Genomic DNA, 21,721 nt, shown 5'->3' with positions numbered 1-21,721 from the left:
CTACACCCCACACCCTACACCCCACACCCTCTTGAACTATCTAGGCTTCGATCCCGGTCGCGATAAATGCGGTGTCGCCATTCGCTCTGAGGCGGGAGAACTGCTCTACCACGAAGTTGTGCCCTCCCCCGAGGCGATCGACATCGTCGATTCTCTGTGCCGGAAATATCAGGTTGCCATCCTAGTGATGGGGAACCAAACCACCTCGAAAACCTGGCGCAAACAGCTTGCCGCTGCCTTGCCGGAGACGATCGAGATTACCATGGTAGACGAGCGCTACAGCACCCTGGAAGCTCGCGATCGCTACTGGCAAATGTACCCCCCCAAAGGTCTCTCGCGCCTGGTTCCCCAAGGTATGCGATCGCCCCCGCGTCCGATCGACGATATCGTTGCCATCCTCCTGATCGAGCGATATCTGAATTCGGAAAGCTGAATTCGGTATACCGAACAAAAAAGGTGAGGAAAAGCGAACCCCAATCTGAAAAATTTCGATCGCGTCCCCGATTTTTCTGAGAATACCCCCGGTTTATTGAGAATCAAAAATTTTTTCGACACGAGTTGGCGGGGTTTCAAGCGGATGATATGATGATAAATATCAATTCCAAGGGGTAAATATATCTATTTTTAGTACGTTTATCAAAAAAATAGAGAAGCACTCCCTCTCCTCAATCTCGATCGCCAATTTGCGAGCGCGACCGGCGTATGATAGTTAGATGGGACTTCGGCCAATCCACGCACAACCCACTATCCGTACCGGTAAATAGAATGGGTAATGGGCATATCTAGTGTCCGCCGTGGAAGTCTCGTTCAATTGAAATCGCTGATGGGAAGATAGCTGTAGCGCATGGGAACTGTTTGGGAAATCGATTTTTACTCCCGTCCGGTATTGGACGAGAATCAAAAGAAGCTTTGGGAACTTTTAGTTTGCGAACATCCGACGACCACCAATCGTTCTGCGGATTCCTTATTTCGCTACGCCCAGTATTGCCCCAGCACCACCGTCAATTCGATTTGGCTGGGGGAGGCACTTTCAAGCGCGATCGCTGCGGCACCCACCCCACCGATGAAAATTCGGTTCTTCCGGCGGCAGATGAACAACATGATTACCAAAGCCTGTAACGATTTGGGACTCGAAGTCAAAATCAGCCGTCGCACCATCGCCCTCGAAAGTTGGTTGCGCGAGCGGATGGAAACGGTATATCCCAACGAGCCGAACTATCAAGCCTCCGCCGCATCCTCCGCCTCGGTACTTTACCAACCCGCAGTCCCCCAGCAGTTGCCCGATGCCCTCCAAGGTCAACAGTGGGCATTTGTCAACCTAACCGCCAAGGATTTCGACGAGATGTCCGAATGGGAAATCGACTTTGGCGAAGGATTTCCCCTGTCTTTGGCCGGTGTGGAGCCCAGTACGCCGATTCCCGGGGCGATCGTCTTTTCCGCTCGTGCTTTCCCCCTAGCGGCGTGGATGTCCGGATTGGAGTTGGGCTTTCTCAAACTGCTCGATCGCGAGCGGCCTCAACTCTTACTCGAAACCGGAGCCGATAACAGTTGGATTCTGGCAAATTTAGTCGATACCGCCACCCAAGCCGAAGCCCGCAACTTCGAGAAAATGAAGCAAGACGCTCGCGGGGTTCATTTTCTCGCCATTCAATCCGACCCCAATTCCGAGTCCTTTACTGGGTTTTGGCTGCTCCAAGAACTCAATTTGGGTTAGTGCTGGGGGCTGCGGGGGCTTCGGAGGCTTCAGAGGCAACGAGCGCTAAATTCTCCCTTGTCACCTTGTCCCCTTGTCCCCTTGTCCCCTTGTCCCCTTATCTCCCCCAGCTCCTCTTTGAAAAGCGATATCAGAGCTTATGGTAGAAGAAATTTTAGAACTGGCGCTCAAATCCGGAGCCGAGGCGGCGGAAATATTCGAGTCGCGATCGCTTTCCAAACCGGTGTATTTTGAGGCGAACCGACTCAAACAACTCGAAAGTACTGAAAGTCACGGGACGGCATTGCGGCTGTGGAAATCCGGTCGACCGGGGTTAGCGGTGGCTTACGGTGCGGTGAATCCGCAGGATTTAGTCGATCGCGCCATTGCCATCAGCGCCCTCAACCCCCCAGAAACCCTCGATTTGACCGAACCCCGCCAGGTCAAATATCCCGACCTCGGAACGGCTGTTGACGTCGAACAGCTCATCGAATGGGGACGAGAGGCGATCGCCCAGATTCGAGAGGCCTACCCGGAAATCCTCTGCAACGGCGAGTGGGAATACGACATCGAAACCACCCGATTGCTCAACTCCACCGGTTTGGATTGCGCTCACACCGACACGACTCTCAGCAGCTATCTCGAAACCGAATGGGTGCGCGGAGACGATTTATTAAACGTGTCCGACGGTCAAACCCAGCGAGACACCCTCGATCTGCATCACCTCGTCCGGCAAATTCTCCAGCGGCTGGAATGGGCCAAAGAAAACGTTCCTCCCCCCACCGGTCGAGTGCCGATTTTGTTTACCGCCAAAGCCGCCGATGTTCTGTGGGGCACGGTGCAAGCCGCCTTAAACGGCAAGCGGGTTATCGAAACCTCATCTCCCTGGAGCGATCGCCTCGGCGAACCCGTCATTTCCGAGTTGCTGACCCTCTCCCAGCATCCAGAAAAAGGGCCTTATAGCTGTCCCTTCGACGATGAAGGAATGCCCACGCGATCGTGCGTCTTCGTCCGAGACGGCGCCCTGCAACTGTTTTATACCGATCGAGCCATCGGGGGTCGTTTGGGTAGCGGTAGCACCGGGAATGGCTTTCGACCGGGATTGGAAAGTTATCCCTCTCCAGGACTGTTCAACTTTATCGTCGAACCCGGCACCGGTTCCCTGCAAGATGCGATCGCCCAAATCGATAACGGTCTGATCGTCGATGAAATCCTCGGCAGCGGTGGCGGAATTTCTGGGGATTTCTCCATTAACGTCGCCCTCGGTTATTGGGTTAAAAACGGACGAGTGATGGGACGGGTCAAAGATACGATGGTGTCCGGTAATGTCTACACCGCCCTCAAAGAAACGATCGCCCTGGGGGGAGATGCCGATTGGAACGGGTCTTGCTACACCCCCTCGATCGTCGTGGGAGGACTGTCGGTGACGGGACGGGGGTGATGGGGAGACAAGGGGACAAGGGACACGGAGACACGGAGACAAGGTGACAAGGTGACAAGGGGACAAGGGGACAAGGGGACAAGGGGACAAGGGAGAAGTTAGCCTCCCAAGCTCCCGAAGCTCCCGAAGCTCCCGAAGCCCCCGATTCTCACCACAACTGGAATTGTCAGTATTTAACCGAACTTGATATCACTCATCACCAATCTTCGATCTTGTCTTCAAAGTACGGCATGGTTGTTTCCGGAGTCATTGACAGATCGGTTTTATGGTTGGTTAACCGAACCACTTTGCGGATGGCATCGCTGACCACCACCGACGATCGCGCTTGAAATGCAGTAGACTGAGCGATTGCCTCGATGGAGTCGCGAACTTGGGCGATGGCGATGGTGGCACTCGTCAATTTTTCCCGGGTTTGTTCGACCGATCGTGCCCCCGTCTCCACTTGCGAGCGTCCCGTTTCGATCGCGGAGATCGCCTGCTGGGTCTCCCGCTGAATTTCTTCCACCAACTCTTTGATTTGAGTCATCGCCGCCCCCGATTTTTGAGCCAGGAAACGAACTTCCTTCGCCACCACGGCAAATTCCCGACCCGCATCCCCCGCGCGAGCGGCTTCGATGGATGCATTTAACGCCAGCACGTTGGTTTGAGCGGCAAAATCTTCCAGGGGTTCGATGGCGCGGGAGATTTTTTGCGACACTTCCCCTAATTGGTCGCCGATGGATGCGGTGGTATCGACGATGGTTTGAATTTCCATCATCCCTGCCACCGTGCGATCCATCGATTCATCGGCCCCCCTGACGGTGCGATCGGCCACTTGTACCTGAAACGAAGCCTGTTGGGTGTTTCCCGCAACCTCTTGCACGGCGTTAGCAATTTCTTGAATCTCCAACAACAAGTTCATCGACGAAGCGTGCAATTGCTCTTTTTCGTCCAGGGATTGTTTCACCCGGGCGAGGGTGTTGTTAAAACTGCGCGCCACCTGAATCGTTTCCGTGCTGCCGTGGGGTCGAGCGCAAATATCGAGATTGCCATTGGCCACGCAATCGGCGACGCTGGCAAGATCCTTGAGGGGGTCGGATAGCTGGCGGGCGACGATCGAGATTCCCACCACGGCGATCGCCCCCAAGATGGCAACGATCGGAACGAACACCCACCCCAGTCGATTGCCAGCCGCTTTTAAATCCGCCTGTTCCAGGGAGGCGATCGCTACCCAATTGGTTTCCGGGACGGTTGTGACGGTGTAGCGTCGTCCGCCATCCACAAATGAGGTCAATTTGATGATTTCGCCGGTTTCGTGTCGGTGTTCGATAATCTCTAAAGAAAGCTCGGCAGAGGTCTCGGTCTTGCCTTCTTCAGCTTCCGAGAGTTCGGCTGCCAATGCCAAAGCCCGTTTGATGGCGATGTCACCGCCCCAGACCTCTTTTCCGCCACTAGCCCCCTCAGCGGTTAAGGTAATAATTGGCACGCCCCCTTGACTCGGATCGAGAATTTGCAAAACTTCCGAGTCGGTCACCCCCAAATGGTCCCAGTAAGTCAACAATCGCTCGAACTGCGCCGTGCCGAACACCCCTTTCACCACCCCGAGAAATTCCTGACTGCCGGGATCGACAATGGCATGAATCAGGTCGATACTGTAGGCATTCGCCGATGTGTCAAATTGAGGGCGACCCATCCAGCGACCTTCCGCTTTCCCCCGTTGCCACCAGGTTTCATCCCGCTGGACGAAATCCGAGGTGGGGTTGGTTGTGGCAATATTGAGTCCGTTGCGTTCGGTAATGAAAATTTCCGCAAATCCTCCCGGAGTGGCGAGTTCGCGCAAATAATCGTTTAAGCTTTGGCTGGGACGGAGGAGTTTGGTGCGCGCAAACCGATTTTCGAGAGCTTCAATGGAGAGTTCGTCGAGTTTTTCCTCCGTGGCCTTTGCCGTTCGAGTCCGAGCGGCATTAGCGATTTCGGGATTTTTGGCGATCGCCTCGCAGATACGCCAACCGTCATCGAGAATATCTTCAATCAGTTCCGACACGAGCAAAACGCGCTCTTGCAGGGCTTGTTCGGCTTGTTGTTTCTCCTTCTGGTAAACCAGGGCCCAACTCCCACCCCCGGCTAGGGTCAGAGGAACCAGTACCATCGGCAAGAACGTTGCCAGCATTCGAGCGCGCAGCGTCTTCCCTTCCTGTTTTTGAGGGGGTTCTCGCGGGCTGAAAATATCCTTCGAGTTCATCAATTGAGTCGGGCAATAGAGCAGTGATGGAAATTCACCCCCTTTTCGTCACAAGTAGGGGGAATGCGGCCGTTAACCCCTACTTCTCGGGAAGGAGGAATGGGGAAACGTACCAGCATTGTGGGTCGCGGTCGCGTACCGGTGCCTCCCCCTACAGTGTTTCACATTTTCCCAATGCTTCGCGGGGTCACTTTTGTAACCAACCCCGATCGCCCACATTCGCCTGTCTTCAACGCCCGATCCATTCCCTAAGCGTGGAAACCACCGCCTCGATCGCCATCTCCTGCCGATTTTGCGTGGCCCGTTCCACGACTTCGACCTTACCCTCTTTGAGCGAGCGTCCGGTCACCACTCGATAGGGAATGCCGATTAAATCCGCATCTTTGAACTTCACCCCGGCCCGTTCGTCGCGATCGTCGAGTAAGGTTTCGATGCCGGCCGCATTCAAGTCTCGGTAAAGCGTTTCGGCCGCTTCCATTTGCTTGGCATCTTTAATATTGGGGATGGTGACGATGGCGTGATAGGGGGCAATTTCCACGGGCCAAATAATCCCATCTTTGTCATAGGATTGCTCCACTGCAGACTGAGCCAGACGAGAGACCCCCACACCGTAACAACCCATAACCAAAGGTTGCTCTGCTCCCGCTTCATTCGTATAGGTTGCCCCCATCGCCGTGGAGTATTTCGTGCCCAGTTGGAAAATATGACCCACTTCGATACCTCGGGCCGTTTGCAGGATTTGGCTGGGGTTACTTGCCGCCCGATCGCCCGCTTTAGCCGTATCCAAGTCGGCGACGAGTTCCGGTAACTCAAATTGGCTACCCCAATTCGCCCCCACCACGTGATATCCCGCCTCATTTGCCCCAGTAACGAAGTTTTTCAACTCAACGGCAGTTCGATCGACAACGCGCAGAATCTGGGGCGCTAAACTGGCATCGGAGCGGAGGTAATCGTCCCCTAAATCCGGGGCGATGTAGCCCAACGGCAGGGATTTTGCCGCCCATTTTGTCTGAGCCTCAGCATCGGGAACCGTCAGGGCAATCACCGTCGTGGCGTCGTAGCGATCGGCGACTCGGGTGAGGGCGTTTTGCAATTTAACCTCGTTGACATCCCGATCTCCCCGAATGTTGACGAGTACGATAACTGTCGTGCCGTTATCGTAAACCGCCTGATACAAAACATTTTTCACAATTTGCGTAGGAGAGCAATCGAGGAACTCACATAGAGTGTCAATGGTTGCCGTACCGGGGGTTTCTCGTTTGGCAAATTCAGCAAACGGCGAGGGTTCCGCATCGGCAGGCAACGCCACGGCTTTTTCGACGTTGGCCGCATAGCTGCCATCTGCGGTATAGAGCACCTCATCTTCCCCAGCATCGGCGAGTACCATAAACTCCTGGGAACCCGCCCCACCGATCGCCCCGGAATCCGCTTCGACGGCGATAAATTCCAGTCCGCAGCGACGAATCATGTTGCGATAAGCTCCATCCATTTCCCGATAGGTCGCTTTTAAACTCTCTTCATCGACATGGAAAGAATAGCCATCTTTCATAATAAATTCTCGCCCTCTCATTAACCCGAACCGAGGGCGAATTTCATCGCGAAATTTGCTTTGAATTTGATACAAATGAAGGGGAAGTTGGCGATAGGAACGAATGGTTTCCCGAGCGACGGTGGTAATCACTTCTTCGTGGGTGGGGCCGAGTCCCATTTCCCGTTTTTGCCGATCGACCAAGGAAAACATGATACCTTCAGCTTTGGTATAGGTATCCCAGCGTCCCGACTCCCGCCACAAATCCGCCGGTTGCAACTGCGGCAGCAAGCATTCTTGGGCCCCGGTTGCGTCCATCTCCTCTCGGACGATTTGCGAGACTTTTTTGAGCACGCGCCACATCAACGGTAGGTAGGCATAGACACCGCTGGCAATTCGCCGAATGTAACCCGCCCGCAATAAGAGTTTGTGACTGGGAATTTCTGCCTCTGCCGGGTCTTCGCGCAGGGTAACGAAGAGCATTTGTGATAGTCGCATCGCTGGTTTCCTTGATAATCTGGATTAACGTCAGTTTGGGATAAGAGTGTCTGGCGCTTGGTGGGGTGTAGGGTGTGGGGTGTGGGGTGTAGGGTGTGGGGAAGAGAAAGGCATCATCGTCGATTCTGGTGAATCAGAATTTGAGTTTTCGATCGCGCCACCTCAATCTCAAGGAGCTCGAATTGCTCTTTCTATCCCATCCCCTTTCGGGGAACCTCAGCCCGACTGGGCATTACCGCCAACAGCTTCACCGGAATTCACGTTGGATTATTATCTCAAAGTTTTGTGAGTCTAGCGCCGCTACGGGTCATTAAAAATGCGTCTTGAAAAGTTGAACGAGACTCAAACCGACACCGCTCACGTTTGGCAAAATTAAAAATGCTGACGGTACGTAGCTTTCGCCGGTTGAGAGCGAGTTTGTTAGTTGTGCCGCGCTGCACTCGGGCGAAAAATTATCTTGCCTACACCCCACACCCTACACCCCAAACCCCAAACCCCACACCCCAAACCCCACACCCTACACCCCACACCCCACACCCCAAACCCCACACCCCACACCCTACCCCCCACACCCCAGATAAGATACGATCGGGTGACTTGAGAGCAGAACCCAGAACTGATAGGCGAGGGGGAAAATGGCAGGAACTCTGCGGGCATCCGATCGCGGTTTGGAAATAGTCGAACGCGCCATGAAGCGCAAGGGATGGACGAAAACGCGCACCCCCTTGTGGTGGGAGGAAGCCTACACCACCCAAGCGACAATTCGCCGATTTTGGCGGCAGATTCCCATCCAGCAGGAGAGTTTAATCGGCATTTGTCAGGCGGTGGGGATTGAAGCTTGGCAGGAAATTGTCGATCGCGATACGATGCCGCCATCTTCCCTCTCACCTCGCCAAGACTGGGGAGAAGCACCGGATATCGCCGATTTTTACGGACGAACGACGGAGTTGGCTTGCCTCGAACAGTGGATCGTTGGCGAGAATTGCAAACTGGTTGCTGTTTTGGGCATTGGCGGTATTGGCAAAACATCCCTAGCGGTGAGATTGGTTGACCAAATTCAGGAAAAGTTCGATGGTTTGATTTGGAAATCTCTCCTGGGAGCGCCACCACTTCCTCAATTATTAGATAGTTTAATTCAATTTTTATCAGAGGGACGGGAAACCCTTGAATCGAAAGAAATTCAGCCGGGGATTTCTCAATTAATCGGGCATTTACAGCAACAACGCTATTTGTTGGTGCTCGATGAAGTGGAGGCAATTCTGAGCAGTCGAGAGGGCAAAGGAAAATCCCGCCGCCGATCGACCGGTGAATACCTGAAAGGATACGAGGGATATGGCGATTTATTGAAGCGAATCGGAAGCGATCGCCATCAAAGCTGCGTACTGCTCACCTGCCGGGAGAAACTGGGAGAAATTGCCGCCTATGAAGGTGAAACCTTACCCGTTCGTTCTCTACAATTACCGGGATTAGATGCACGTAGCGCCCAGAAGTTATTGATGGTTAAAGGATTTACGGGGGAGGAATCGGGATTGGCGAAACTCATTGAGTTATATGCTGGCAACCCCCTGGCGATTAAGACAATTGCGACGATGATTCGGGAAGTCTTTAACGGCAACGTCACGGAGTTTTTAAGTCAAAATACACTCGTGTTGGGCGATCGCCTGCGAACGTTACTCAAGCAACACGTCAACCGTCTTTCCCCCCTGGAAAAAGAGTTAGCCTATTGGCTGGCGATCGAGGGGGAACCAATTCCGTTGACTCGACTTTACGAGGATTTACTGTTACCTCCGGCGCGATCGCAAGTTTTAGAAGCGTTGGTTTCGTTGGAACGGCGATCGCTGTTGGATAAAACAACAGAAGAGGCTGAGGTTTTATTTACGCTGCAACCTTTGGTGAAGAAATACGTCCTTGAAGAATTTGTCGATCGCGCCTTAGATGAAATCGACGAAGTTTTAGAAACTGAAGATCTTCAAGGGTTCCAAGTTCTAAAACGTCATGCCCTTGTGAAACATGAAAAAAATTGCGATCGAGTTTTGATGCGATTGATAAAAAATTTACAAACGATGTTTGGGTGTGAGGATAGGGCGATCGCTGAAGAGTTGAGTGAGATTTTACCTTTATTCGAGGGGAGAGAGTCTGGAGCGATGGGATATATGGCTGACAACTTTCGACTGATTTTGAAAGCTTTAGATTGAATGATTTTAAAATAAACCTCGATGTATTTATCTGTATCGTAGTTTACTTTTTAAAAATTGATGCACTCGAATGTGCCAGAAAATCTCGAATTTCCGCAACCAACCATTCTTTTTCCTTTTCCGTGAGGAAGCAGCCGAAGCGATATTGATGTAACCGATACTGCAGCACGCACACGGTAATCGGGGCTTTATTCATCGATAACCCGATCGGTTTTAACTTAATACCTATAATCTCTTTAGTTTTTCCTTGAATGATTTTATAGCGCCATCCGAAAAAATAAAATTGTAATGCGAATTTGTTAAAATCGAGTTTAAAAATACAACGAAAAATAGCACCCCTTAAAAATTGAATAAACAGACCCAATCCAAACAATCCATAGAGACTCAGATAAATCAAACCCGCAGAGGTCATAATGTAGCTAGAAATCGCAGTTATCCATAGCATGAGTAGTAGAATACCATCAATAATAGCCGGACAAAGCGCAAATAAACGGCTGTGAGGACTACGCAGCCAAATTGGTGGAATTTCGACATGTAATCGATCGCGATCGTTGATGACTGTAATCGGACTATTCGTTGGTCTTTGAGTTTGAGGAATGCTCGTGCGACGATCGAACTCGGGTTTGCCTTGTAGTACTGCTAAAGCTTCTTGGGCACAGAGGAATCGATCTTCAGTAACAGGTTCAATGAGGCGATCGATCCAATTGCAAAAGCGTTTTTCAATGCGGACGTGCGCTCGAAAATCGATTTTTAACTTATGATGTGGCAACTCCGTAGGTGATGTCCGAGTCAGCAGAAAAATAAGAGTTGCCCCCAACCCATACAAATCCGTCCCTAAAACGGCTTTACCCCGAAACTGTTCGGGAGCCATATAGCCATAGGTTCCCGCTACCGTACTACCTCCAGTTGAGGTATGGTGATAGACATCTTGCACTGCGCCAAAATCCACCAAAAAAAGCTGTCCGTCAGCGCGATAAATAATATTTTCCGGTTTGATATCTCGATGGATTACTGGAGGAGTCAGTTGTTGCAAATACACCAGAATTTCTAACACTCGTTCGGCAATCTGTCGGACTTTTGCTTCATCGGGATGCCAGCGCATTTCCACTAACTTTGCCAACGACAAACCTTCCGCCAACTGTTGTACCAAATAAAACACCCGACGGCGGCGCTTTCCGGCTTGGAAGCTATCCACATAGCGAGGAATTGCCCGATGGTCGAGTTGTGCCAGAATTCGCGCCTCCCGTTCAAAGAGTTCGAGCACTTTGACGTCATCTACTTGGCGCAGAGAAACGGCTTTAAGCGCTACTTTTTCCCCTGTTTCCAGATGTTCGGCCGCATAAGTCGTACCGATACCCCCTTGTCCCAAGAAATGGAGAATGCGATAGCGGTTATCGATAATTTCCCCTGGCTGGTGTTGCGCTGCCATATCGATCTCAACTCAAAGTATTGGGATCGATTCCCGCGTCGCGTAAGCGCTGTTGGAGTTCTGCGAGTTCGGATTCAGCTTGTTCGGCGCGATTACGTTCTTGTTCGACGCGGGTTCGTTCTGCTTGTAGTGCCAACTCCGCTTGTTGCGCGCGTTGTTGTTCCCGTTCGGCTAACTCCGACCCCCACAGCAGCAAATTTCCTTCTCCATCCCACCAGCGCAGCCAGTAACCCGTGCGATTGTCTCGCGTTCCTTCCCATACCCCCAAACTCAGTTCCATCGATGCAATCGGAAACCGTCCGGTTTCATCGCAGGTTTGCAATTTATAGTTACCCGACTCGTTGCGGCGATAGACTTCTACCCCTCCGTTATCGGGATCGAAAATAACGTAGTAGGGAACTTGGAGAATTTCCTCGTAGAAAAACCACTTTCCTGGGGGATAGGTGGGTTTGGTGGAATACTCCCCGCCATCGGTTGCCGAGAGAAATTCCATGACGATGCTGGGAATTTCCCCTTGTAGGTGGGGGGTGTAACTGCGATCGATTTCTTGACGGGAGACGCAAATTTCCGGGATAAACGCCCAATCGGGTGCTTTAGCAACGAACTTGCCATCGAGAGTGGCACAGATGGCGTAGTTGGTGGGAGTGAGAGTGGTTTCCGAAAGTTTTCCGGCAGCACCGAGGCTATCGGTGAGCGCCATCGCTAAAAGAGGCTGACTAATATTATCCACGGGATCGTCGGGTAAAACAAAATCATCGGGGAGTTTTTCCCAGGTGACTTGAGTGTTGGCCGTTAGAGAAATCATCGCGATCAGGGGAGTTTAGGGTTATTTTAGCTTGGGCGATCGATTAGTTGAAGTTATGGTTATCAAGTGTAAGCTCCAACACGGATTTTTTCCCATGACAAACAACTTGAATCTTTCCTGTATATTCTTCACCACGATAAATAGGATGTCCCATATTTTTGCACAAGCCAGAATCTATCGCGCCATGATTTTGGAGCATCAATATAATTTTTTCACTATCCATTGCTCTAGCTAGATCTAGGGGAGTAATACCTTGCTCATCCGTAGTATTTACATTGGCTCCACCCAAAATTAATTGAGACATGATTTTAGAATTAGTATAAAAACCATTATTTTTTAAAAGTGCGCGATACAATCGTATGTTATGAAAAGGTTTTTGTCGATCGAGTTTTGCACCTTTTTGTAATAAAAAGCGTACGATTTTTTCTCGATCGGCTAAAATTGCGTGTTGGATGGGTGTAAACCCCCATTTGTCTGGAATGTTCACATCTGCATTATTTGCGATGATTAACGAAACCCAATCTAAAATAGAATTTTCCGACTGTCGGATCGAATCGACGCTCGATGAACGATATTGTCGTTCTAAAAATAGATTTAAAGGAGTTCTATCCTCTGCATCTAATGCATTAATGTCGGCATTATTTTTAATCAAAAAATCTAAAATTTTTCGATCTTTTTCTAGTACTGCAATATGCAGTAATGTTCGACTCTCATAAGGTCTAAAATCAATATTTGCACCAGCATCGATTAAGAGCTGAGCTGTAGAAAGTCGATCGGCAACAGGTATATCTAACTCTATATTTTCTGGATTTCGACCTGGAAGAATTCGTATGCCAGGAATTCCATATTTAAAACCCAGCAATGAACTTAATGGAGTAGAAGTCGTATCACTAAAATTATAATAAGACAAGCCAAAAGATTTTGCATTTACGTTTGCACCTTTAACAATCAAAAAATGGATCGTATCCGATCGACTATATACTGTAGCAAAATGTAAAGGTGTAATCTCTTCTTCTTTACTATTTACTACATTTACATTCGATCCTTTTTCAACTAGAATATTTGTCCAGTCTTGCCAATCATTTAAAATTGAAAGATGTAGCAAAGTATACCCCATGTAATATCCTGCATTCAGCTCGTTCTCACCCAATTTTGCTCCAGAATCGAGTAATAAATCTGCAATATCCCTCCAATTATGACCCATTGCAAAGTGGAGTGGTATATATCCATCTTTATTTTCTAGGTTTATATTTGCACCTGATTTTATTAGCTGTTTTACCAAATCTTTTTGCTGAGTTTTAAAGGCAAGATGAAGGAGAGAATCACCTTGTTTGTTTTTCGCATTAATATCTGCACCTCGATCGAGCAGCAGTTTAACGAGGTCTAGCTCGTCAGTTTCTAAGGCACAGTCCAGCAGAGATCGATCGCCCTCCAATCTCACATTTGGGTTTCCGCCTCTGTTGAGATAATCTTTAATTAAATTTGTATTACCCAAACTAGCAGCATCACATATATCGGGTGTAAATCCCATCAGCTCTAAAATGGCATACTGGAAAGAATTTAAAATTATCCCAACAGCGAGCGCGGCGACCCCAATTCCAGATAAAATAGCGAACGGAAAAGACGATCGCCTTTTCCCCACAACAACGTTTCCCCGTAACAAACCCAAGGCTTCCTGCGCCGATGAAAATCGATCGCCTGCATCCGGTTCGATCGCCCTTTCCAACCAATCAGCAAAACTCTCGCTAATTTGTACTCGCGATCGAAAACTAATTTTCAGCCGTTCTTCGGGTAATTCCGCTGGCGAACGATGGGTTAATAAAAATAATGCCGTCGCACCCAATCCATATAAATCCGTTGCCGGAACCGCTTGACCCTGAAACTGTTCGGGAGCCATATATCCGAAAGTTCCCACCACGGTACTCCCTCGCGCCAAGGTACTCTTGTAGGTGTCTCGAACTGCCCCAAAATCTACCAGAAAAATCTTGCCATCTTTTCCCCAAATTAGGTTTTGCGGTTTGATATCTCGGTGAATGACGGGGGGTTTTAAATCCTGTAAATAGACCAGTATTTCTAACACTTGAATGACGATGCGCCGTACCCCCGCTTCGTTGGTGCGCCAACCCTTCTCCACCATCGCTGCGAGGGATTGCCCTTCCACCAGTTCTTGGACGATATAGAAGGCACGATTATCGGGGGTATCGACGTGAAAATAGTCGAGATAGCGGGGGATGTGGTGATGGTTGAGATGCTGCAAAATCCGCGCTTCTCGCTCGAAGAGTTCCAGGGGTTTCCAATCTTCCATGTGCCGCAGGGACAAGGCTTTGAGGGCAACGTATCGATTTTTGTCAAATTGAGCCTCGTCATGTTTACCCTCTTCAAGGTGACTCTCTTTTAAGGATTCAGCTTTGTAGGTGATGCCGTTTCCCCCTTCTCCGAGGGTTTCCACGATGCGATAGCGATCGGCTACAATCTCTCCAGGTTGATGTGGTGCGTTCATGGTGTTGCGTTAGCTTCAAGCGAAAGATCGGCTCTCCCAAATGCTCTCCCTATTTTGATTTCGGGATTTTAAAGTACTTTTATGCAAATTTGATTCAAATCGTCAATATTGCTCTAAGAAACCATCATTAAATGCGGTAAAAGCTTGCGAATTCGACTGCTGCCACCATTACGATTATCCGGGTGAGGTCTGCCATCTCCATCAAAGAAATCAGTGGCTAAAAATGCTTCAAATTCCGGATACTGCCATTGACTTCCCGCATCTTGGCGATCGCTTGGGGAACCCGTCGTCGGTGGCTCAAAATCTGAGGTTAACTGGGGAAAAGTTTCAGAAATCGGCGGTGCGAATTTAACCGAGAATGGCACGCTCTGACTCATTAAACCCAATAAGACGATCGCCGCAATTTTTTTCGATGAGTTGAGCGGTTCGCGTAATCTCAAAGTATTCATGGTGCTCGACAAAATTCGGTAGATGAGTGAGTTTGAAGACTGCGTTGAAACTCAAACCCTAATTCAGTTCGATCTCTTGGCGTGAAGCCATCCTTTTAATATTTTCCTGAGTATTTTGCGATCGAGCTGTTGATTCTTCCACAACTGAGTGAATGCTTTGCTTGTTCAGACAAAGAAACGGATAAGAGACGATGCCATCTTTGCCCGATAACTTCGCATTGGCAAGATTTAGAAACGGTTGAGAATTGTTGATTAAGTCAGACAAGCGCGCCCGATAACCCTTAATAAAGACTGTCCCGAGAATTTGCGTGCCGTCATTTAAGAAGACTCGAATTTTTTGCTGAGTTCCTTCGATCGTGACGTTCATAGTTTCTCTCCTTCCTTCGATATTTTTATTATCGAGAAGGAAAACTCGACGACGGACTCAGCGTTGAACTCAGTAGCGAACTCATCATTGAACTCACCGGTGAACTCACCGATGAGAGATACCACGGTATTAGATTCGAGAAAACTGAAAAACCTTCAAGATCGGGGTCGTATTCCTACTTATATGAGCAACGCTATACAATTTATTCGACTTGGTAGGTACCTTATTTATTTCTCCGCAAGTCCCTAAAACCTATTTTGGCGAGCATATTGGAAACGCAGGTTTCAATGGTGCGTTGGCTGACATTCATTTCTTGCGCAATTTCTCGATTCGTCATACCGCAAGCAACATAATTGACCACTTTTTGCTCGGTGGATGTTAAAACATTGAGTAGAGGCGTATTCTCCAAACCCTCACGCTTACTCACATAGGATGATAGTTTAAGAGTTTTCTCCAGTTGTACCTCTGGTTTAAAAGGGTAATTCATGACAAATCAATATCGAACATTGTTTATTTGTACAAGTATAGGAAAATAAATTTGTAGAGAGGGCGCTAAGCACTACGTAAATACATTAAGACAACCGCTCGAAGATACAGCTAGAAATAGTCGGTTTAGACCGATCTTTGATGACTGAATGCTGATTTACCGACATAATAGATAATTGACCATCCTTAATGTCAGTTTTGCTGAAGCGACGTCGACGGGATGCCGACTCTGGGTGAGGTTCGGGCGGTCGGTAAGCCTCTTGATGAGCGAAGCGACAACACTGGCCACATCTGGTTGCTGGGGAGCAAAGTACTTCATCCCTATTCCCCATTCCCCATTCCCCATTCCCCATTCCCCATTCCCCGCCCTCACCGGAAACAGTCTTATCCAAAACTGACGTTCCTTACCAAGGACTACCAATAGTAGTAAACGCCGACCAATAATAGGGATGGGAGAGATTGGTATTCTCCAAATGTGCCAGTCCCGGCGGTAGGGGAATGCTGCCGCGTATTCCCCTACCGCGCAACTGACCGCTTTCAACGCTCACCTCACCGCGAATCATGGCAATTTGTGCTTTCCGCAAGGCTTCGGCTTTAATCTTGGAGTGGGTGAGGTGGCTGTAAAACTCCGTCATCAGCGCTAAGGTTCCCTCATCGCTGACGTACCACAAACTCGCCATTGCCGATTTCACCCCGGCAGCCACCGCGAACCCGGCAAATCCTAACTCGGCTTGCGGATCTCCCACGGCAGTCTGGCAAGCGGACAACACGAGTAATTCGACCGCTGGACTATCCCAACCCAACTGTCGCAGTTCGTCGAGACGCAACTTCTCATCCCACAGTTGAATGTAAGAGTTGCTCGGATCCCCCGATTGAAATTCTCCGTGAGTGGCTAAATGGACGATCGGGTAAGCAAATTCTTGCCGTTGGGTGACTAAATTCTCGCGGGTAAAGTCTTCGTTGAGGAACGCCTCTCCTTGCCAAATTTCCTCGGTAATCGTGGAGAGTTCCACCGGAACGGCCGGTAGGGGATTAAGGGTTTCAAAGGTACTGGCCCCCATTCCCAAGGCTTGGGTATTCTGCAACGATCGATAGCGGGTATCGATCAGGCTGAGGCTGGGAATCAGGCTGAAGCTGTAGTTTTCCACCAGGAATTGCGCTCCGTCGTGGAGTGCGGCAACCGGGAGGGTGCGTAATCCTTCATCCATGGAAAATAGCAGAGTATCGGTAGCGGCGGCGGCGAGTTCGTCTTCGAGGGGGGCAATCAGCCAATGATAGAGTTGTTGGGCGCTTTCTAAATAGCGATCGGAATCCTGAAAGCGCGGATGCGTCAGAAAACGGCGCATCTGCTTGGCCGTCGCGAGCACCTCCTCTTTGCGGACATTGGCAACCACTTGACGGATGGGAGCGCTATTGGGCGTCAACAGCACCAGTTCAATTTGCTCGGGGAGTAGGGTGATATAGACCACTGCTGACTGATTGCCCGTTTGTGCGGCAATTTGAGCTAAAGCCTCTTGGGTATTGACGATCGAAACATCTCGATCTCCGCCATCTCGTCCGAAATACGCCGCATATTCGTTAGTTCGCTGCTGTTCGAGTGCTGCCACTTCGCCCATGTCAATGCCAACGGACGGATTGCCCAGAACATCGAAGTTGCCCACGAGTTCCGAAGTTCGCTCGGTTGTCGTGGCGGAGTCTTCACGGGCGCGATCGCGATCGATCTTTTTCGAGATTCGGGTATTGACCACCACGGCCGGGTTGAGACTGCTATCGCGGGCGATGGTTTGGGCGATCTCTTCCCGAATGCTGAGAACTGGCGCGCGATTGAGGGGTTGCGGTTGCACCTGGGGAGTGTCATCTACCGGTATTGTTGGCGTTCGATCGATTTCTCCTAGCGCTGTCGGGGGTGGAGGAGTCTGCGGTTCTCCCACCACTTCTCCGTTAATGGTGACATCCCCAGTTTCGGTTATTAGTTCTCCAGTATTAATTTCGCCATCGGTACTGCCAATTTCAATATCTCCACTGGCTTCACCTCCCACGGAAACGATATCCCCGGTATCGATATCTCCAGACGCTTCCACGGTAATATCCCCCGCCGTTCCCGTTCCCGCCTCGCTGGTAATATCCCCGGTGGTGACGCTACCGTCGCGACTGGTGACTTCAATATCGCCGCTGTTGTCGCCGCCGCTGGAGGTAATATCCCCAGTTTCAACATCTCCCACCGCGTCGATATCGATATTACCCGAGTCTCCAGTTTCGGTAATCGTAGCAATGTCGAGGGTTGTCACTGTTCCCCCAGCCTCGATGGTAATATCCCCAGAACCCGTCGATCCGATCGAGCTAATATTTCCCGTGGCGATATTAAACCCATTGACGGCAATATCTCCGCTCACCCCGGCCGTCGTTTCCGTTGTGATGTTTCCCGTGGCAATCTCCCCATTTTCGGGATTGAGAATCCGAATGTCGATATCGCCGCTATCGAGGGTGCTAAAGGTGGTGATATCGTTCGTCGTGATGCGGGTAAATGCCGTCAGTGAGAGGTTTCCGCCCTGACCGGAAACCGATTCGGTTTGCAGATCGCCCGTGGTAATGGAACTATCCGCATCTATATTGCTCTCGAGGGTAATACTTCCCCCATCGCCATTTTCTTGGGTGAACGTGGCGATATCTCCCGTGACAATGTTGCCATTGCGGCTAGTGACGCGGACATCTCCCCCCGTCCCCGTTTGCGATTGCGAGGCGATATCCCCCGTGGCCACGTCGCCCGATGCCGCGATGGTAACGCTACCGGCAGTGCCGTTGAAAGAAACCGAATCGATCGCCGCATCTCCAAATAACTCGGGATTGACGGAGGTGGTGATGTGGCCGTTGGTGCTGGTGAGGGCAATATCGCCACTCTGGTTTTCCCCTTCCGAAACGATTTGAAAGGTGGTGATGTCGCCATCTGCGGACAGGGTCACGTTACCGCCAGTTCCATTCGGGGAAAAAGAATCGAGATTCGCCCATCCCGGTTCGGGGTTGCCCAGGGCAGTGGTATCGATATTTCCGGTGGCAGAGGTGAGGGTAATATCGCCACTCCGAACGTCTCCTTGAGTCACCATTTGTCCGCTGGTAATGTCTCCGTTTGCCGAGAGCGTCACATCCCCCGCTTGCCCCAATTCGGATAGGGAATTAATCGCCAAACCCAACAACAAATCGGGATCGACGGCATTGGTAATGTTTCCATCGGTGGACGTGAGGGTAATATCACCACTACTGGTGAGTCCTTGGGAGTTAATTTGAGCGGTGACGATATCGCCTGTGGCCGATAGGTTAATGTTGCCACCCTCCCCGCTGAAGGAAAACGAATCGATATTTGCCGATTCCAGATCGATGTTGCCCCAGACGGTGGTATCGATACTTCCGTCGGTAGAAGTGAGGGTAATATCGCCACTCCGAACGTCTCCTCGGGTGACAATCTGTCCGGTGGTAATATCCCCAACGGCTTCGAGGAGAATATTACCGGCCGATTCGAGTTCTGAGGATGTACTCAGTTCCCAGGTGGCGATGCTGCCGCCGCTTGCCAGAGAAATCGAACCGGCGGTTCCCGTATCGGAAAACGCGCTGAGTTCTTCGGTGATGATGTCTCCAAACGCATCGAGGAGAAGACTTCCGGCCGCGCCTTGCTCTGAAAATGTACTCACGCTTCCGGTAATGATGCTGCCGCCGCTGACAAAGTCAAGATTGCCGCCGTCTCCATTGATGGAAGAAGCACTAATATCTTCTGTCGTGACGTTCTCAAATGCTAGGAGCGTAATATCTCCCGCGTCTCCATCTAAGGAAAAGGAATCGATTGCCAACTCTCCGAATAAATCGGGATGGACAGAGGTGGTAATATTGCCGTTCGTGCTGATGACGCTAATATCGCCGCTATTGTTTTGCCCGAGGGATAACAGTTGAAAGGTGGTAATATCGCCATCCGCCAACAGGGTAATATTGCCGCCATCCCCACTGGCGGAATACGAATCGATATTGGCTAATATTCCGTCGGGGTTTCCCAAGGCGGTGGTATCGATACTTCCCGTTGCTGAGATTAGAGTAATATCGCCGCTATTGGCGTCCCCTTGGGTGGCCACTTCTCCAGTGGTGATGTCTCCAACGGCTTCTAGGGTAATATTGCCGGAGTTGTTGCCGGAACTGACGATGCTGCTGCCCCTTGCATCGATCGCCCCCGTACTTTCAAGCTCGATATTCCCCGTCGCATCTCCCTGGAGATCGATGGTTCCCGTCACCGTCAGATCTCCTTGAGTCACCACCGACAAATCTGCCTGGCCCGAAAGGGAAACGTCTGCAACGTTCAGCGGATTCTCAGATGCGAGGGAGACATCCCCGTGGGAATCGACACTCACAGTTCCGGTGGTATTAACATCCGGTAGCAGAATCTCCCCCACATCCCCTTGAGTGCCGAGTTCGACGACAATATTCCCGCTACCGGCGTTAATACTCGTTCCTGCCGCCTGAACGATACTCCCCGTCCCATCTTCCCGCCGCGTCAGATCGAGATCGGTGTTGTTGGCTTGCAAGGTAATATCGCCGTTGCCGCCGGAGGTATCGATATCGGCATTCAGAAAAATATTGCGTCCGGCTTTAAATGCCAAACTCGATAAGGTCGAAGAGACGATCGCCTCGTTGACGGTAATATCGTTGTGGGCTTCGAGTTGAACGTTCCCCGTTAAGGTACTCACCAAATCTGCATCGGAGACTGGGTTAGAAGGCGGCGGTACGAAGGGATCGTCCGTCCCCCCATCGGCGATCGTAATATTCTGAATTTCGATATTGCCCGTTTGAGCGGTAATGCTCAGATTCCCGTCGGCAACACTACCAAAAACATCGATCGGACCGGTAAACACATCGTTCGTGGCGGAGAGGGTGACATCTCCCCCCAGAAAACCCGAACTCGCATCGAGAGTGCCAAAGGTGGTGTCGATATCCCCATTGAGGGATTCTAGGGTAATATTCCCACCAAAATCGAGACCGACAGCATTGACATCCCCAGTAATAATGTTGTTAGCCGCGAGCAAATTAATTTCGCCCAAATCTCCCGAAGCATCCAAAGTCCCAAGGGTGGTGTCGATATCCCCATTGAGAGATTCTAGGGTAATACTCCCACCAAAATCGCTGCCAACAGCATTGACATCCTCAGTGATGATGTTGTTGGCGGCGAGCAAATTAATTTCACCCAATTCTCCCGAAGCACTGACGGTGAAGAACGTAGTATCGATATTGCCACTGCGACTGACTAGATCGATCCGTCCGGCTGTCGCCCCATCTGCGGTAATATCTGCCGTGACGATATCGAGTTCCGCATCGATGGCGATCGTGCCAGCACTACCACCAAAATCGCCATTGGCATTGAGGGTTCCGAAGTGGGTATAGACACCGCCGTTGTTGCTGCTGAGGGTAATATCTCCTGCCAACAAGCCAACCGTGCTAATCTCCCCAGTAAAGATATCCTCCGATGCCGATAGCGTCACGGCACCAGCCACGAGACTGCCTGCGGTATCAGTCGTATCGATGGTGCCATTGGTGGTATCGATGGTGCCATTGGTGGTATCGATGGTGCCATTATTGCTCGTGAGGGTGAGTTCTCCGCCAACAGTGGTAATATTCTCGATCTCGATCGCATCTCCGGCGAGAATAGTGAGCGATCGACCGTTGGTATCGATCGAACTGCCCGAATTCATCACAAATGCGCCAATACCGCTATTATCCGAATCGGCGGTAAAGGCGATCGTTCCACCCGTCGCAAAGTTCAAAGATACGCCCGATGCGAGGGTAATATCGTTGGTGGCTTCCAGGAGAATATTCCCCGTCTGACTCGCAAGAGTGGCGGCGTCGATCGTAATATCTTCCCCATCAAAATCCCCCGCAAAAATCTGAGGCAAAAACCCATCCACCGTCGCCGGATCGGTGGGGTCGTTGGAGATGGTAATATTCGTCGGATCGAGCAGCAGCGTCCCCACATTCCCCCCAGAAGCGCTCAAATCCACCGTTCCGTCAAAAATCAGATTTTGCTTCCCCGACACTTCTACGAAGCCGCCATTAGAGGGTGTGGGGTGTGGGGTGTGGG

Annotated in this window: 14 protein-coding genes; 5 read left to right on the top strand and 9 right to left on the bottom strand. The window is 50.6% G+C overall.

Annotated features, from left to right (window positions below; translation table 11 throughout):
* Window positions 1-31 precede the first annotated feature (31 nt).
* The 3 genes from AC2215_RS04085 (at window position 32) to AC2215_RS04075 (ending at window position 3,134) form a co-directional block, all read left to right on the top strand.
* Window positions 32-433 carry a pre-16S rRNA-processing nuclease YqgF gene (locus tag AC2215_RS04085; RefSeq protein ID WP_486808680.1) on the top strand — a complete coding sequence of 134 codons (402 nt, stop codon included), beginning with the start codon at window positions 32-34 and terminating at the stop codon, window positions 431-433.
* A 411-nt stretch (window positions 434-844) separates the two neighbouring features.
* Window positions 845-1,714 (top strand): Tab2 family RNA-binding protein, encoded by an 870-nt coding sequence (locus AC2215_RS04080; RefSeq protein WP_486808679.1) that lies wholly within the window; start codon window positions 845-847, stop codon window positions 1,712-1,714.
* A gap of 139 nt (window positions 1,715-1,853) precedes the next feature.
* Window positions 1,854-3,134 carry a TldD/PmbA family protein gene (locus AC2215_RS04075; RefSeq protein ID WP_486808678.1) on the top strand — a complete coding sequence of 427 codons (1,281 nt, stop codon included), beginning with the start codon at window positions 1,854-1,856 and terminating at the stop codon, window positions 3,132-3,134.
* A gap of 196 nt (window positions 3,135-3,330) precedes the next feature.
* On the opposite strand, the gene AC2215_RS04070 is transcribed toward AC2215_RS04075, so the two are convergent.
* Window positions 3,331-5,355 carry a methyl-accepting chemotaxis protein gene (locus tag AC2215_RS04070; protein WP_486808677.1) on the bottom strand — a complete coding sequence of 675 codons (2,025 nt, stop codon included), beginning with the start codon at window positions 5,353-5,355 and terminating at the stop codon, window positions 3,331-3,333.
* A gap of 229 nt (window positions 5,356-5,584) precedes the next feature.
* The gene (locus AC2215_RS04065; protein ID WP_486808676.1) at window positions 5,585-7,381 is read right to left on the bottom strand and encodes a proline--tRNA ligase; all 1,797 of its coding nucleotides are present in this window, start codon (window positions 7,379-7,381) and stop codon (window positions 5,585-5,587) included.
* A 457-nt stretch (window positions 7,382-7,838) separates the two neighbouring features.
* On the opposite strand from AC2215_RS04065, the gene AC2215_RS04060 reads away from it, so the two are divergent.
* Together AC2215_RS04060 and AC2215_RS04055 are read left to right on the top strand one after the other, a co-directional pair.
* Window positions 7,839-7,982, top strand: coding sequence for a hypothetical protein (locus AC2215_RS04060; protein WP_486808675.1), 144 nt, complete (start codon window positions 7,839-7,841; stop codon window positions 7,980-7,982).
* A gap of 34 nt (window positions 7,983-8,016) precedes the next feature.
* Entirely contained in the window at window positions 8,017-9,576 is a 1,560-nt protein-coding gene (locus AC2215_RS04055; protein WP_486808674.1) for an NB-ARC domain-containing protein, read from the top strand.
* A gap of 43 nt (window positions 9,577-9,619) precedes the next feature.
* Here AC2215_RS04055 and AC2215_RS04050 read toward each other — a convergent pair whose 3' ends face one another.
* The 7 genes from AC2215_RS04050 to AC2215_RS04020 form a co-directional block, all read right to left on the bottom strand.
* Entirely contained in the window at window positions 9,620-11,005 is a 1,386-nt protein-coding gene (locus AC2215_RS04050; protein WP_486808673.1) for a serine/threonine protein kinase, read from the bottom strand.
* A 7-nt stretch (window positions 11,006-11,012) separates the two neighbouring features.
* A complete protein-coding gene (locus tag AC2215_RS04045) occupies window positions 11,013-11,810 on the bottom strand; it encodes a Uma2 family endonuclease (protein WP_486808672.1) in 798 nt (265 codons plus the stop codon).
* 43 nt (window positions 11,811-11,853) lie between these two features.
* Window positions 11,854-14,310, bottom strand: coding sequence for an ankyrin repeat domain-containing protein (locus AC2215_RS04040; RefSeq protein WP_486808671.1), 2,457 nt, complete (start codon window positions 14,308-14,310; stop codon window positions 11,854-11,856).
* A gap of 113 nt (window positions 14,311-14,423) precedes the next feature.
* Window positions 14,424-14,759, bottom strand: coding sequence for a hypothetical protein (locus tag AC2215_RS04035; protein WP_486808670.1), 336 nt, complete (start codon window positions 14,757-14,759; stop codon window positions 14,424-14,426).
* Window positions 14,760-14,817: 58 nt separating this feature from the next.
* Complete coding sequence (locus AC2215_RS04030; protein ID WP_486808669.1) at window positions 14,818-15,126, bottom strand: DUF6812 domain-containing protein; 309 nt, start codon at window positions 15,124-15,126, stop codon at window positions 14,818-14,820.
* Between the two features lie 223 nt (window positions 15,127-15,349).
* The gene (locus AC2215_RS04025; RefSeq protein ID WP_486808668.1) at window positions 15,350-15,613 is read right to left on the bottom strand and encodes a response regulator transcription factor; all 264 of its coding nucleotides are present in this window, start codon (window positions 15,611-15,613) and stop codon (window positions 15,350-15,352) included.
* Between the two features lie 403 nt (window positions 15,614-16,016).
* Window positions 16,017-21,677, bottom strand: coding sequence for a CHAT domain-containing protein (locus AC2215_RS04020; RefSeq protein WP_486808667.1), 5,661 nt, complete (start codon window positions 21,675-21,677; stop codon window positions 16,017-16,019).
* Between the last annotated feature and the right edge of the window lie 44 nt (window positions 21,678-21,721).

The organism is Zarconia sp., from assembly GCF_057467645.1.
Note: the sequence above shows the minus strand (reverse complement) of the source record. Positions and strands in the feature narration are given on the sequence as shown.